The organism is Streptomyces sp. BYX5S (assembly GCF_054724165.1).
Window position 1 is genome coordinate 3,849,160 of sequence record NZ_CM138829.1, and the last position, 15,411, is coordinate 3,864,570.

The following is a 15,411-nucleotide window of genomic DNA, read 5'->3' on the forward strand; positions in this document are numbered from 1 at the left end:
GCGGCACCCAGGAATTCGTACGGACCAAAGAGTTCAGGTGGAGATGCGGCCCGGAGAACGGCAGGACGGCAGGCGCGAGGCCCTGCCCGGGGCGTCCGACGGCTCCGACCGGGCGCACGACCCCGAGGCCGCCGTCGCCGCTGCCTCGGACGCGGTCCCCGAGATACCCGAGGCCGTGCGGGCCGCCGCCCGTCGCGCGCCCGGTCACTGGATCGGGGTGGCCGACCCGGAGTGGACCGCGGAACGCACCCCTCCGCAGTGGGCAGTGCTCGGCGAATGGCAGTCCGACGAGAGCGGCGGGGTCGGCGAGTTCCGCGCCAACCCGGAGTACCGGCCCTCGGCCCGGATGCTCGGCTGGCCCGAACCCACCGACCCGGTGGACGCGGCGGCACAGCGGGCCGCCACCGGCTACGGCACGACGGACGAGGCGGTCGCGGCGCTCGCCGACGCCGAGGTCACCGTGGTGCGCGCACCCGACGGCGCCCCCCTCACGGCCGCCGGACGTGACGGGCAACCCGTGGTGCTGTTGTTCACCTCCCCGGCACAAGAGTTCATGTCCGCAACACTTGCCCATGACACCCTGCCCGCTCGGGAGTTGGCCCGCTCCCTGAGCGGACCGGCCACCCTGCTGCTCGCCAACGCCGGGGCGGCAGCACCCCTGCTCGTCCCGGCGGACCGGCTGCTCGGCCCCGAACCGGCGCCCCACGCCGACCCGGTGTCCCAGGTGGACACCGCGCCCCGGACCGACAGCCCCCTCGAACCCCGGCCCCACATCACAGGGAGGACCCCGTGACGCGTTCGGCCCAGCAACCCCCCACGTCCGCCAAGGCGGAGACCGGGCCGGACGGTGAGGAGACGGCCGCGGCCGCGACCGCCGCCCGCGCACCCGGCACCCCGCCCGAGGCGACCGGGGCCGAGCCCGATTCCCCGTCCGAGCCCGGCACGGCGACGGCCGCCGCCGGGGCCGCGACCCCCGATCCGCAGAGCGCACCCACCGGCCCCGCCGCCGGCCCCGACAGCGGGAGCGAGGGATCCCCGGCCGCCGGCGAACGCACCACGGCCGGAACGGACACCGACACCGAGACGGACCCCGGCGCCGCCGCCGCGGCCAAGAGCCGGCTCCCCGCCCTCGTTCGGACCATGTCCGCGACGGCCATCGGCAAGCCGCAGGCCGCCACCGCGGTCGGGCGGCCCGGCAAGGCGGTGCTCGCCGGCGCCGCGGTCGCGGGCGCGCTGCTCGTCTCCGTACCGTTCCTGGTGCTCGGCGGCGACAAGGACGACAACGACCGCAAGGAGACGACCGCGGCCGGCACCGTGCTCGGCGGCGACGAGACGGAAGCCCCCGGCGCGTTCTCGGAGTCCACGGCCACGCCCAGCGCCAGTGCCTCCAAGGACGACAAGAAGGACTCCGGCGAGAAGAAGGCGGCCGTCGAGCCGTCTGCCAAGGAGAGCGCGGACGGCAAGCCGAAGAGCGAGGCCGCCGAGAAGAAGGAACCGGCGAAGAAGGGCACCGACGGCAAGAAGTCGGAGGGCGCGAAGAACCAGCCCGCCAAGGCCGGCAACGTCACCTTCAGCGCCCCCATGGCCCTGCGCAGTCACCTCGCGGGCCGCTGCCTCGACGTGCCGGCCGGTGACTTCACCGACGGCAAGAAGCTGATGATGTGGGACTGCAACAACGCCCCCGCACAGCAATGGCAGTTCGCCTCCGACGGCACCGTCCGCATCCACGGCCTGTGCCTGGACGTCGCCAACGCCGACTTCACCCCGGGCACCCCGATGCAGATCGCCTGGTGCAACGGCAACGACGCCCAGAAGTTCGTCCTGAACGAAGCCCATGACCTGGTCAACACCGTCAAGGGCATGTGTGTCGACATCAAGGGCAGCAACCCGGACAACAAGGCACCGGTGCAGCTGTGGACCTGCAACGGATCCGACGCACAGAAGTGGAGCGTCTGACCGGACGCACCCCACGCACCGGACCGGGGGCACCGCCCTCGGCACCTGCCCGTCACCGCGACGAGGCATGATGACACCGTCGGCTCGCCGACAAGCTCCCCCGGCGCACGGGGGAGCCCGTCCAAGACGCCGCCGTAGCAAGGAGGTTGGTGCGTGTCGCGCCAGGTACTGACGGTCGGCCCCGGGCCCGGGGACCGCTACCGGACCATCGGTGAGGCGCTCGCGGCCGCCCGCACCGGCGCGCTGGTCAGCGTGCGGCCCGGGACGTACGCGGAGAACCTGGTGGTCTCCACCCGGGTCACCCTCTCCGCCGCCGAGGGACGCGGCACCGTGGAGATCCGGCCGCGCACGGGCAGCGTGATCGCGCTGCGCGCCGACGCCGTCATGGTCTCCGAGGTGACCCTGCGCGGCGGCGACCCGGAGCTGCCCGCGGTGGATGTCCGGCGAGGCCAGGCCGCGTTCGACGGCTGCGAGATCGTCGGCGCCGCCTGGACGGCGATGCTGGCCGGTGGCACCGGTTCGCTCGCGCTGCGCGAGTGCCGGGTCAGCAACTCCCAGGGCGCGGGAGTCGTGATCACCTCGACCGTGCCGACCACCGTGGAGTCCTGCACCTTCGAACACCTCGGCACCAGCGGCCTGGTCCTCGCCGAGCAGGGCGAGGCCCGGATCCGTGACTGCACGGTGCGCGACGCCCGGGGCAACGGAGTGCTCGCCAACGGCGAGTCCCGCGGCACCGTCGAGGACTGCGACATCTCCTCCACCGACAAGCCCTCCCTCGCCCTGGAGCAGAACAGCGCGCTCACGGTCGTCCGCACCGTCGTGCACGACACCAGCACCGGCGTGCACCTGAGCAGCGCGGGCCGCACGACCCTGGAGGACGTCCGCGTCACCGGGGCCTCCGGGAACGGGATCGCGCTGGCCGCCGGCACCGACCCGGTGCTGCGCCGCTGCCGCGTCTCGCGCACCCGGGGCAACGGCATCCTGGTCACCGACCGCTCGCGCGGCACCTTCGAGGACTGCTGGGTGGACGGCGCGCGCGGCGCCGCCCTCCGCGTCGCCGGGGCCGCCTCCCCGGCGTTCACCGGACTGACCGTCCGCGACGCCGACCAGAGCGGACTGCTCCTGGAGGAGGACTCCGCACCGGAGCTCGACCGCGTCGAGGTGATCGGCGGCGCCCCCGCCATCGCCGTGCGCGACCGCGCCAACCCGATGCTGCGCCGGGCCCGCATCGTCGAGCCCAACGGCGACGGCATCGCGGCCACCGACAACGCCCGCGGGCGCGCCGAGGACTGCGAGATCCTGCGGCCGAACGGCTCCGGTGTCCGCGTGGCCGCGGGCAGCACCCTCTACCTGGCGGGCGGCGGCGTCTCCGACTCCGTCGGCAACGGGCTCGTCGTCGAGGACGGCGGCAACGTCACCGTCCGCGATTTCCGCATCGAGACACCGGCCGAGGAGGGCGTGGTCGTCGCCGCGGGCGGCGAACTCACCGCCAACCGCACGACCGTGCACGCCGCCAAGGGGCACGGCCTGCTGCTCCGCGAGGGCTCGCTCGCCTCGCTCAGCGGCTGCGAGGCGAACGGCGGCGCCCAGGACGGCTTCCGCGTCGAGTCCACCGCCCCGGTCTCCCTGGTGAACTGCACCGCACGGGAGAACGAGGGCGGCGGCCTCGTGCAGACCGCCCCCGGGGACCGGCTCGCGGTCGAGGGCCTCCACAGCACCGACAACGGCAAGCGCGACGCCTGGGGCAGCGGCAGCGCCGAGAACACCGACCCGGCCGGCTCCGGCGCCGCCGACGCGCCGCCGCCGGACCGCGCGGACGGCCCGCTCGGCGCGCTGAACGCGCTGATCGGCCTGGAGAACGTCAAGCAGCAGGTGGGTACGCTGGTCAGCCTGACCCAGCTCGCCCAGCGCCGCGAGCAACTTGGCATGACCGCTCCGCCGATGAGCCGGCACCTGATCTTCGCCGGGCCCCCCGGCACCGGCAAGACGACCGTGGCCCGGCTCTACGGCGCGATCCTCGCCGAGCTGGGCTCGCTGCGCAGCGGCCACCTCGTCGAGGTGTCCCGCGCCGACCTGGTCGCCCAGGTCGTCGGCGGCACCGCGATCAAGACGACCGAGACCTTCGAACGGGCCCTCGGCGGGGTCCTGTTCATCGACGAGGCGTACACCCTCGCAGCGGACAGCGGCAACGGCGGCGCCGACTTCGGCCGGGAGGCCGTCGACACCCTTCTGAAGCTGATGGAGGACCACCGCGACGACGTGGTGGTGGTCGCCGCCGGGTACTCCCGCGAGATGGAGTCGTTCCTCGCCTCCAACCCGGGCCTCGCCTCCCGCTTCTCCCGCACCGTGGAGTTCGAGAACTACTCGGTGCCCGACCTGGTCGCCATCATGGAGAGCATGTGCACCCAGCACCAGTACGAGCTGGGGGAGGGCACCGCGGAGGCGCTGGCGGCGCACTTCGAGGCGATGCCGCGCGACGCCGGGTTCGGCAACGGCCGCGCCGCGCGCGGGGTGTTCGAGGAGATGGTGGACAGGCAGGCGGTCCGGCTCGCCACCCAGCAGCAGGTCGGTGAACACGATCTGCGGCTGCTGCTGCCCGAGGACGTGTCGGCGACGGCCGTCGCGCCGGGCGGCGGAAGCGCCGTCGCGGAGGACGACCCGCTGACCCGCCTCGGCGACATGATCGGCCTGTCCGAGGTCAAGCGTGACGTCGCCGACCTGGTCAACCTCATCACCACCGCCCGGCACCGGGCCGCCGCCGGACTCCCGGTGCCCTCGCTCAGCCACCACCTGGTCTTCACGGGTCCGCCCGGCACCGGCAAGACCACGGTGGCCCGCCTCTACGGCGAGATCCTCACCCAGCTCGGCATCCTGGAGCGCGGCCAGATGGTCGAGGCGGCCCGCGCCGACCTCGTCGGCCGCTACATAGGCCACACCGCGCAGCTCACCAAGGAGGTCTTCGAACGGGCCCGGGGCGGCGTGCTGTTCATCGACGAGGCGTACACCCTCACACCGCGCGGCGGCGGCGCCGACTTCGGCCAGGAGGCCGTCGACACCCTCCTGAAGCTGATGGAGGACCACCGCGACGAGGTCGTCGTCATCGTCGCCGGATACACCGACGAGATGGAGCGTTTCCTCGGCTCCAACCCCGGCCTGTCCTCCCGCTTCCCGCGCCGGATCGCCTTCGCCGACTACTCCTCCGAGGAACTGGTCACCATCGTGCGCGCCCAGGCCTCCGCCATGGGCTACGAGTGCGGCCCCGGCACGGGACCGCTGCTCAAGGAGTACTTCGACGCGCTGCCCCGGGACCGCTCCTTCGGCAACGCACGGCTCGCCCGGCAGGTCGTCGACTCGATGGTCACCCGGCAGGCGGGACGCCTCAGTTCACTGGCCTCGCCCACCCTGGACGACCTGCGGATCCTGGTGCCCGACGACGTCGTCACCCCCGAGCCGAAGGCGGCACCCCGATGAAGCCGCCCGCCCGCGCGCTGTCCGGCGCCGCGCTCGCCGCCGCCCTGCTGATGTCGGTGGCCCCGCCCGCGCAGTCGGTCCCGCAGCGGCTGCCCGCGGCGGACGGCGACCAGGGGCAGGAGCTGCCCGCGATGCCGTCCGCGCTCGACACGAAGTACGGCAAGGCGACCTGCGTACCCGCCTCCAAGGAGCGGGCGAAGAAGCAGGACTGGTCGCGCCAGCGCCTCGACCTGGACAAGGTGCGCCGCGACGGCACCGGCGCGGGCGTGACCGTCGCCCTGATCGACACCGGGGTCGCGCCGGACGCCGCCGGGCTCGACGGCCGGGTCACCGCCTCCGGCGCCGCCGCGCAGGACTGCGTCGGCCACGGCTCCTTCCTGGCGGGGCTCATCGCCGGTGACGGCGGCGCCGGCCCCCGGCTCGCGGGCGTCGCGCCCGGGGCCGAGATCCTCGCGCTGCGCGGCACCGACACCAACGGCCGGGCCGACGCCGCGCTCGTGACGGCGTCCGTGCGCGCCGCGACCCGGGCCCGAGCCCAAGTCATCGCGATCGGTGTCGCGCTGCCCGAACGGGACAAGGAGCTGACCCGCGCGATCGCCGACGCCCGTGCGCAGGGCGCGGTCGTGGTCGCCGCGGCCACCCCGGACCCGCCGAAGACCCTCGGCGACGAGGAGGTCCCGACGCGCCGCTACTGGCCGGCCGCCGAACCCGGCGTCCTGTCGGTCGCCGACATGCTGCCGAACGGCTCCCGGGCGAAGAACGCCCTGCCGACCGAGGGCATCGACCTGGCCGCCCCCGGCGCCGGAGTGGTCTCCGGCGGCGCCCGTGGAACCGGCCACTACCTCGGCGGAGGCCCCTCGGTGGCCACCGCGTTCACGGCCGGCGCCGCCGCCGTGGTGCGCGCCGCGCGCCCCGACGACTCGGCCACCGAGGTGATCCACCGGCTCACCGCCACCGCCTACCCGGCCGACATCCCGCAACTGGACCCGTACGCCGCCGTGACCACGGTCTTCGGCGACGCCAAGGCGTCCGGTTCCGGCGGCTCCGAGAGCGCCGCGCAGCCGGTGACCGTGCGGGACACCTCGGACACCGAGCGGGCCACCGGCCGGGCGACCGTCCTGCTGCTCGGCGGCTCCGCCGTCGTCCTGCTGGTCGTATGGCTGGCGTTCGCGCTGCCCCGGGCCCGAGCGCGGGGCTGGCGCCCGGTCGGACAGGGCGGACCGGGCGCGCGGTGAACAGGAAAGTGGGGGCCGCCCGAGGCGGCCCCCACTCCCTTTGTCCTGCGTGCCCGGCTCAGCCCTCCTGACCCGGGACCTCCTCCATCAGCGCCGTCTGCATCAGCCGCGCCTTGCGCCGGGCGATGTGCAGGGCCCGGCCCGGAGGCAGGTTGAGCGGCTTCGCGTTGCCGAACAGGCGGCCCTCGGTGGGCGGGCAGGACAGCAGCACCGCCGGGTTGTTGGCCTCGTCGAGACGGCGGATCAGCCCGTCGCTCAGACCACGTCCCGCGCCCATCGCGCTGCGGGCGACGACGATGTGCAGCCCCATCTCGTAGCCGAGCGTCAGATGCTCGAAGAGCGGCTCGAAGGGGTTCTGGAACGAGCTGCCGGAGACCATGTCGTAGTCGTCGATCAGCAGGAACAGACGCGGTCCCGTCCACCAGTCGCACGTGCGCATCCGCGCGGGGGCGATGTCCGCGCCGGGCACCCGGGTCTTGAGTGCGCGGGCCGCGCCGTCGACGGTCTCCGTGAGGTTGTCCAGGGAGATCACGTGCCCGATGCGGTACTCCGCCGGGATGGCGTCGACCAGGGTGCGGCGGTAGTCCACCGCGATGATCTTCGCCTCGTTCGGGGCGTACCGGCTGACGATGCCGTCCGTGATGCGGCGCAGCAGGTTCGTCTTTCCGCTCTCGGTGTCGCCGACGACGACCAGGTGCGGGGTCCGGCTGAAGTCGTGCCAGACCGGCTCCAGGGCGTCCTGGTCGATGCCGAGCGGCAGCCGCATCCCGCCGCCCTCGGTGCTCTCGGGCGCCGGGAGTTCGGCCAGCGGGAGCCGGTGCGGCAGCATCCGGACCTGCGGGGCGCGGGCGCCCGTCCAGGCGCGGGAGATCTCGGAGACCAGGTGCGAGACACCGTCGCCGAGATCCTCCAGTGAGCCGCTGCCGTCCAGGCGGGGCAGGCCCGCGAGGAAGTGCATCTTGCTGTCGGCGGTGATGCCGCGGCCGCCGCTGCGCGGCACCGAGCGGGCCTTGCGGGTGTCGATCTCGGAGTCCATCGGGTCACCCATCCGCAGTTCGAGACGGGTCGCCGACTGGTCGCGGACCTGCGCGGACAGCTCCACCCAGCGGGTGGTGGTGATGATGAGGTGGATGCCGTAGTTCAGGCCGCGAGCGGCGAGTTCGTTGAACTTCGGGATCAGCTCGTCGTAGTCCTGACGGACCGTGGACCAGCCGTCGACCACCATGAACACATCGCCGAACGGCTCGTCCGCGAACTCGCCCGCGGCCCGGCGGCGCCGGTAGGACTGCATGGAGTCCAGGGTGTGGTCCACGAAGAACTGCTCGCGTCGGGCCAGCAGTGTCATCACCTCGGACACGGTGCGCTGCACCCGCTCCGGGTTGAGCCGCGCCGCGACCCCGCCGACGTGCGGCAGCCCGGCGAACTGGGAGAGGCCACCGCCACCGAAGTCCAGGCAGTAGAACTGGATCTCGCGGGGCGTGTGCGTCAGCGCGAGCGCGGCGACCAGCGTCCGGGCCAGCGTCGACTTGCCGCTCTGCGAACCGCCCGCGATGGCGACATGGCCGCCCGCCGCGGACAGGTCCACGACCAGCGGGTCACGCCGCTGCTCGAACGGCTTGTCCACCAGACCCACCGGGACCCGCAGCCTGCCGTTGCCGGACCACTTCGCGGCGGTGAGACCGCGCTCCTCGTCGGGCACGACCCCGCCCAGGAGTTCGTCCAGCGGCGAGGGCGCGCCGAGCGGCGGCAGCCACACCCGGTGCGGGTCGGGCCCCGAGCCGCGCAGCCGGTCGAGCGCGACATCGAGCAAGGTCTCCTCGTCGCCGCCCTCCTCCTCGGCCGGCTCCGGCTCGGGCGCGGCCTCCAGGGTGCGGGGCACCACCCAGCCGCTGGTCCACTGCACCACCTGACTGGCCACCCGGGCCTGCACGACGGCGCCGGTACGACGCCGGTAGGTGCCGGAGGAGTACGCGGCACGGAACCGGGTCAGCGACTCCACACCGGACTTGAGGTACCCACTGCCGGGCTGGGCCGGCAGCTCGTAGGCGTCCGGGACACCCAGCACACCCCGGCTCTCCATCGCGGAGAAGGTGCGCAGACCGATCCGGTACGACAGGTGGCTCTCCAACTGGTGCATACGGCCCTCGTCGAGACGCTGCGAGGCCAGCAGCAGATGGACGCCCAGCGAGCGGCCCAGGCGTCCGATCATCACGAACAGGTCCATGAACTCGCGGTGGGTGGCCAGCAGTTCACTGAACTCGTCGACCACCACGAACAGGCTCGGCAGCGGCTTCAGGTCGGCGCCCGCCGCGCGGGCCCGCTCGTACTCCAGGACGGACGTGTAGTTGCCGGCGGCGCGCAGCAACTCCTGACGGCGGATGAGTTCGCCGTGCAGGGCGTCCTGCATGCGCTCCACCAGCGCCGCCTCGTCGGCGAGGTTCGTGATGACGGCGGCGGTGTGCGGCAGTTCGTCCAGACCGAGGAAGGTGGCACCGCCCTTGAAGTCGACCAGGACGAAGTTGAGTGTCTCGGAGGAGTTGGTCAGGGCCAGACCGAGGACGAGGGTGCGCAGCAGCTCGCTCTTGCCGGAGCCGGTGGCACCGATGAGCATGCCGTGCGGGCCCATGCCGCCCTGCGCCGACTCCTTGATGTCGAGTTCCATCGGACGGCCGTCCTCGCCGACCGCGATCGGCACCCGCAGCCGCCCGCTCCCGGAGTGCCGGTCGAACAGCGTCTGCGGATCGTGCCTGTGCAGATCCGGGATGCCCAGCAGAGTCGTCAACTCGACGTCGGAGTCCAGCGGTTGCGAGATGTCGCCACCCAGACTGATCCGGCGCGGTGCGAGGAGCCGGGCCAGCGCCTCCGCGCCGAGCGCGCCGAGCCGGTCCGGTGTGCCGAGCGGCACCGAACGCTCCTTGCGGCTGCGGTCGGTGCGCACCAGACTGACCCGGCTCTCCCCGACGGTCAGCCGCAGTGTGTTGCGGCCGGGACGCCAGCGCAGCGCGCCCGAGACATCGAGCACCAGCGCGTTGCGGTAACCGTGGCCCTCCCAGCGGTGCCCCTCGGGGACGGTGACACCATCCAGGACGATCACCGTGTACGGCTCGTCGCGGCCGGGGCGGCCGTCGGGGTCGAAGCCCGGCCGTTCGGCGAACTCGGCGCCCAGCAGGTCGTCCAGCTCGGTGATGTCACCGGTGATCCGGCGGACCTGGCCCGCTCCGTCCTCCTCGTGCGGGTGCAGTACGTGCGGGAGCCACTTGGCCCACTCCCACTCGGCCCGCCGCTCGTCACTGACGCACAGCGCGAGCCACAGCTCCTCGGGCGCGTGGAAGACCGCGAGCTGCCCGAGCATGGCCCTCACCAAGTCGCGTACCGCCTCGGAGTCCCGCTCGGCGCTCTCCTCGCCGTCCGACTCCTCGGGGCGCAGCAACACCCGTGCCGAGGACCGCAGGTACAGCCCCAGCGGCTGGTCCGGGATGGTGGAGTAGGCGCGGATGAAACGCCGCAGCGCGTGCGCGCACAGCGGTTCCAGGTCCTCCACCGGGCGGGTGGAGACCGGCTCCAGCGTCACCGCGAGCTGCTGCTCGCCGACCGCGAGCCGGACCTCGCCGAAGTCCTCGTCGGCCGGACGCCGCTCCCACAGCCGCGACGTACGGGCCACCGAACGCAGCGAGGAGGGCTCCGGGTGCCGCCAGGCGAGCGCCCGCTGCTGCTCGACGATGGTGGTACGGACCCGCTTGCGGATCTGCGCCAGATACCGGAGGTAGTCGCGCCGCTCGCCCTTGAGGCGCTGCTTGCGCTCACCGGCGCGGCGCATCAGCTGCCCCACGAGCATCGCGGCGGCGGCGATCACCATGACACCCATCGCCAGATACATGAAGATGCCGTTGCTGCCGCCGGTCCGCAGGAACATCAGCATCATCGACACCGACATCAGTGCCATCGGCAAATAAGTCCATATCGCCGATGTGTCCGGCACCGTCTCGGCGAGAACCGGTGGCTCCTGGAGGGTCAATTGCCCGTCGGGCATCTCCGGACCACGCCTACGGGCCGGCCGGCGAAACAGCACCACACTCAAGGAACAGAACCTCCGGTTTCACTGACTTTCCGGCCCGAGCCGAGTACCGGCGCACCGGTACTCGGAAAAGACCGCACCACGCCGATTCTCCCGGTCGCCGCTCGGGCGGTGAACACCGGATGAAAACTTCGGGCGCATAACGGGGCAGCCGCGTCCCGAGAGCAAGTCCGCACCGGACAAAGGGAGTCCGGTCGGCAGTGCGATCCGGCGGGCGTAGGCAGTAGTCTGCATTCACGGAACACGCCCTGTCCACGCGGGGCGAGGCGGCCGCCGGTCCGCGGGACCCAATTCCACTGCCCGGCCCCGCGGTTCGTCACCGTGCGCGCTTTCCGTAGTCTTCGCACATCCCACTCGGAGAAGTCCCGCTCGGGAAGTCCTCCGACAAAGCCCCCCACGGAAGACGAGAGTTCAGCTGATGACCGACAGCGTGGTGGCCGCCCTGTGCCGCCTGACCGTACGTGCGCCGAGCGTCTCCGTCGATCTGGCCGTCCCCGCCGACGTCCCGGTCGCCGATCTGCTGCCCACGCTGCTGCGCTACGTCGGGGAAGGGGCCGAGGAATCCGGACTCGACCACGCGGGCTGGGTACTCCAACGGCTCGGTGACACCCCGCTCGACGAGGAGACCACCCTCGAGCGCGCCGGGCTCGCCGACGGCGACGTGCTCTACCTGCGCCCGCACACCGAGGCCCTGCCCGAGGCGCGCCTCGACGACCTGGTGGACGGCATAGCCGACACCGCGGGCCGCCGACTGCACACCTGGCGCCCCGCGGCCTCCCAATGGACCCTGGTGGTCACCGCCCTGGTGACCGTCGCGGCCGCCCTCGTCCTGCTGCTGTGGCCCGGCATCACCGCCACCGCGTCCACCCGCGCCGCCTGCGCCGCCGTGACCGGGCTGCTGGTCCTCGCGGGCGCCGGATCCGCGAGCCGCGCCGTCGGCGACCGGCTCTCCGCGACCGCCCTCGGCCTGCTGGTCGCCCCCTGCCTGGCCCTGGCCGGCTGGCTGCTGCCCGGCGGCGACCTGACGGGACCGGACGCGGCGCGCGTCGCCGGAGCCCGGCTGCTCGCCGCGGGCGCCGCGGGCGCGGGCGGCGCGGTCCTCGCGCTCGCCGCCACCGCGGTCGGCGCCCCGGCCCTGTTCGCCACCGCCGTCGTCGCGGTGGCCACCGCCATCGCCGGTGCGCTCATGGGCTACACCGGACTGCACGTACCGGCCGCCGTCGCCGTGGTGGCCACCGTGGTCGCGCTCGCCGCCGGAGCAGTGGCACCGTTCGCCTTCAAGCTCGCCGGGATGCGGCTGCCCGCCCTGCCCTCCTCGGCCGGGCAGCTCCAGGAGGGCATCGAACCGTACGCCGGCGACGAGGTCGCCGAGCGCACCGAACTGGCCGGACGCTGGGTCGCCGCCCTGTTCGCCGCCACCGGCACCGTCGTCGCGGCCGCCCTGGTCGTCCTCACCGAACACCCCAACCTTCCCGAGGTGCTGACCTCCGCCGCGCTCAGCCTCCTGCTGCTCCTGCACTCCCGCGGCCTGGTGCACATCGGACAGCGCCTCACCCTGGCCGTCCCGGGCATCTGGGGGCTGCTGCTCCTCGCCCGCGGCTGGGCCGTCGACACCGACGGCACCACGCGCGTGATCGTCTTCGCGGTCCTGCTGGCCTGCGCCGCCGGGCTCGTGATCGCCGCCTGGACCGTCCCCGGCCGCCGGATGCTGCCCTACTGGGGCCGCGCCGCCGAGATCCTGCACACCCTGCTCGCGGTGGCGGTGCTGCCCCTGACGCTCTGGGTGGCGGGCCTCTTCGGCTGGCTCCGCGGCCTGTTCGGCTGAGCACACCCGTACGCACGCGAGCCGAGCGCCCGCGCGGACGGATCAGAGAAAGACGTTGAGGAGAGGCCGTGCAGTCCAAACGCGACCAGGTTCACGCCCACACCTTCATGATGGGCAGGCTCAGCTCGGGCCTGCTGATGGCCGACCCGGACGCCCCCGAGAGCCCGCTCGGGCGCACCACCCGCGGTGTGGTCTTCGGTGTCCTGGCGACGCTCCTGATCGGCGCCGGAGCCACCGTCTACGGACTGCTGCGCCCCGGCGGCAACGAGAGCTGGCGCGACGGCAAGCACCTGGTGGTCAACCGTGACACCGGCGCCCGCTACCTGTGGACCGACACCGACGGCGTGCTCCACCCGGTGCGCAACTACGCCTCGGCGCGCCTGATCGGCGGCTCCGACCTGGCCACGTCGGACGTCCACACGCCGTCCTTGGACGGCGTCCCGGTGGGATCCCCGGTCGGCATCCCCGGCGCCCCCGACTCCGTGCCGGCCGCCGCTCAACTCGACGCGGACCCCTGGCACATGTGCGTCACCGGACCCGCCGGGGCGCTCGCCAACACGTCCGGAACCGTGTCGGACACCGGCGTGAACGAGCCCGGCGCCACCACCATGGTCGCCGGTGCGCCACTGGACTCCACCGCCGTCGCCGCCGACCGGGAGGTCCTGGTGCGCGGCCCGGACGGCACCGAGTACCTCGTCTGGCGCGGCAGCCGGCTCCCGCTGGACCGCGCGTCCGACGCCCGCAACGCCCTCGGCTACGGCTCCCAGCGCCCGATGCCGGTCTCGGCGGCCTTCCTGGACGCGCTGGCCTCCGGCCCCACCCTGAAGCCGCCCGCCGCCCCGGGCCGGGGCGAACAGGGCCCCGTCATCGGCGGCGAGGCCAGCCGCATCGGCCAGGTCTTCAAGGTCAGCGTGCCCGGCGGCGGCAGCACGTACCACCTGCTGCGCAAGGACGGCCTGGTGCCGCTGACCCGGCTCGGCGCCGCCCTCGTCCTCGGCGACCCGGCCACCCAGAAGGACGCCTACCAGGGGAAGTCGCCCGAGGCCCGCACGGTCGGCGCGGACGCGCTGCGCGAGCACCGGGCCGAGAACGCGGGCTCCGCCGGTTCGGCTGAGCTGCCGGACACGCCGCCCGCCCCGCAGGCCACGCCGCGCGGCACGGCGCTGTGCGCCCAGATCGAGGGCGGGGACGGCGGCGTCCGGATCAGGTCCGTCCTGGTCCCGCTGACCTCGCTGTCCCCGGTCGCGGTGCCCGCCGGTACCGCCGGCCTGGTGCAGGAGGCATGCGTCCGCACCGACGCCACGGTGGTGCGGCCCGGCCGCGGCGCCCTGGTGAGGGCGCTGAACGCGAGCGGCGCCGCACACGCCGGAACCACGTACCTCGTGGCCGAGAACGGGGTGAAGTACCGCGTGTCCAACGAGGATTCGCTCACCGCGCTCGGCTTCGCCACCGGTGACATCGACTCGGTTCCGGCCCCGCTGCTCGCCGCCCTGCCGACCGGCGCCGACCTCGACCCGGACGCCGCGACCGGAGCCCTTGAGGCAAAGGTCACAGCACCGGCCTGCGCCACGCAGTCCGGGAAAGAGAAAGGGACGGCGAAGGGATAACGGTTCGGCCCCACCGGATGCAGGGCACACCCAGTCGGTGCCCGCGCCCCGGCATCCGGTCCCGGCGCCGAACCTCAGATAAAGCTCAGAGTTTGTCTCCGACCGGATCCGCGCAAAGCCGTGGACACGTCTTCAATGGCGGATTCACGCCGCCGCGATGCCCGTTCGGAAGGTGTGCGCGCCCGTTTTCCGTCCGTATCGCGGACGCCGGCGAACGGTTCATGTCCGGCTGCCCGAATCGGCGGACAAGGCTGCGTTCATCCCGCCGAAACGCGTTCTCAACTCCGCTGCCACACACGTATTTTGGCCCCGGCCCGGATACGCGAATCTTTCCGGCACGCGTTGCGCGGAACCGCAGGTTCTCTTTAGCCTCAGCGGGCAACGTGCGACGAGACTCGCTTGAGCGAAGGGAACGCGACATGGCGGACAGCGCCGCGAGGAAAGCGGAATATGCCAAGGGTCTTGGAGGTGTCTCCTCACTGGAGAGCGCCCGGGACCAGGTCGAGAAAATCCAGAACAACGTCGCCGAGATCGCGGCGCGTTCGGGTGTCGGAGGCGACGAGGGCCAGGCCCTGCTGAAGCTCTTCCGTAGCTGGAACGGTGAGGCGCAGAAGGTCGTCGTCCAGATCAGCAAGATGGTCGACGCCCTCCAGGAGAACGTCACCTCCGCCAACCGTCTGGCGCAGGAGAACCAGGACTTGACCGAGGTCCTCAACAGCAAGACCAGCCAGGGCGTCTTCGAAGCGCTGCGCTGAACCACCCCGCGGCACGGGCCCCTTGACCGCGGGCTCGTGAGTATTCCGGGCCACGGCGCCCGGCCACCGAAGAGGAGACGTCATGGCCGACGGCATTATCGATGTGCAGTACCCGAAGGTGCGGCAGGCGATCGAGGAGCTGAGCGAGCAGACCCAGCACATCATCACCACCCTGAACAACCTGGAGGACGAGCTCAAGCCGCTCATCGCCTCCTGGGAGGGTGCGGACCAGGAGATGTACCGCGGAGTCCAGGCGGAGTGGGACCAGGCCACCAAGAACATGGCCCAGCTCCTGGGTGACAACGGCGAGCTGATCCAGAGCATCCACGACAACCACTCCCGTGACGAGCGCAAGAGCGCCGACAACTGGGGCAGCGTGCGCGCCCGTTAAGTCTTCTCGGGGCCCCGGCGACCCGGCCGGGGCCCCTGCTCGGTCCGCCCGTCGGGCCACCCCCATCCCCGTCAGGCAGCAACCGGCAGGAGGCGT

General features: G+C 73.0%; 9 protein-coding genes. 8 read left to right on the forward strand and 1 reads right to left on the reverse strand.

Going from position 1 to position 15,411, the window contains the following annotated elements:
- Nucleotides 1–43: 43 nt before the first annotated feature.
- The 4 genes from ACYBSK_RS17520 to ACYBSK_RS17535 all read left to right on the forward strand — a co-directional run bounded on the left by ACYBSK_RS17520 (nucleotide 44) and on the right by ACYBSK_RS17535 (nucleotide 6,662).
- Entirely contained in the window at nucleotides 44–793 is a 750-nt protein-coding gene (locus ACYBSK_RS17520; protein WP_460246763.1) for a type VII secretion system-associated protein, read from the forward strand.
- Nucleotides 790–1,956 carry an RICIN domain-containing protein gene (locus ACYBSK_RS17525; RefSeq protein ID WP_460246764.1) on the forward strand — a complete coding sequence of 389 codons (1,167 nt, stop codon included), beginning with the start codon at nucleotides 790–792 and terminating at the stop codon, nucleotides 1,954–1,956. Before ACYBSK_RS17520 ends, ACYBSK_RS17525 begins: the two co-directional genes overlap by 4 nt.
- Before the next feature lie 153 nt (nucleotides 1,957–2,109).
- Nucleotides 2,110–5,427, forward strand: a complete 3,318-nt coding sequence (locus ACYBSK_RS17530; RefSeq protein WP_460246765.1) for a right-handed parallel beta-helix repeat-containing protein — start codon at nucleotides 2,110–2,112, stop codon at nucleotides 5,425–5,427.
- A complete protein-coding gene (locus ACYBSK_RS17535; protein ID WP_460246766.1) occupies nucleotides 5,424–6,662 on the forward strand; it encodes a S8 family serine peptidase in 1,239 nt (412 codons plus the stop codon). Before ACYBSK_RS17530 ends, ACYBSK_RS17535 begins: the two co-directional genes overlap by 4 nt.
- Before the next feature lie 58 nt (nucleotides 6,663–6,720).
- On the opposite strand, the gene eccCa is transcribed toward ACYBSK_RS17535, so the two are convergent.
- Nucleotides 6,721–10,692: a type VII secretion protein EccCa gene (eccCa, locus tag ACYBSK_RS17540; protein WP_460246767.1), complete on the reverse strand. Its 3,972-nt coding sequence runs from the start codon at nucleotides 10,690–10,692 to the stop codon at nucleotides 6,721–6,723.
- A 463-nt stretch (nucleotides 10,693–11,155) separates the two neighbouring features.
- On the opposite strand from eccCa, the gene eccD reads away from it, so the two are divergent.
- The 4 genes from eccD to ACYBSK_RS17560 all read left to right on the forward strand — a co-directional run bounded on the left by eccD (nucleotide 11,156) and on the right by ACYBSK_RS17560 (nucleotide 15,315).
- Entirely contained in the window at nucleotides 11,156–12,562 is a 1,407-nt protein-coding gene (gene eccD, locus ACYBSK_RS17545) for a type VII secretion integral membrane protein EccD (RefSeq protein WP_460246768.1), read from the forward strand.
- Nucleotides 12,563–12,630: 68 nt separating this feature from the next.
- Nucleotides 12,631–14,169, forward strand: a complete 1,539-nt coding sequence (gene eccB / locus ACYBSK_RS17550) for a type VII secretion protein EccB (RefSeq protein ID WP_457478045.1) — start codon at nucleotides 12,631–12,633, stop codon at nucleotides 14,167–14,169.
- Between the two features lie 419 nt (nucleotides 14,170–14,588).
- Nucleotides 14,589–14,924: a hypothetical protein gene (locus tag ACYBSK_RS17555; protein ID WP_356382112.1), complete on the forward strand. Its 336-nt coding sequence runs from the start codon at nucleotides 14,589–14,591 to the stop codon at nucleotides 14,922–14,924.
- Between the two features lie 82 nt (nucleotides 14,925–15,006).
- Nucleotides 15,007–15,315 (forward strand): WXG100 family type VII secretion target, encoded by a 309-nt coding sequence (locus ACYBSK_RS17560; protein WP_422428804.1) that lies wholly within the window; start codon nucleotides 15,007–15,009, stop codon nucleotides 15,313–15,315.
- Nucleotides 15,316–15,411 lie beyond the last annotated feature (96 nt).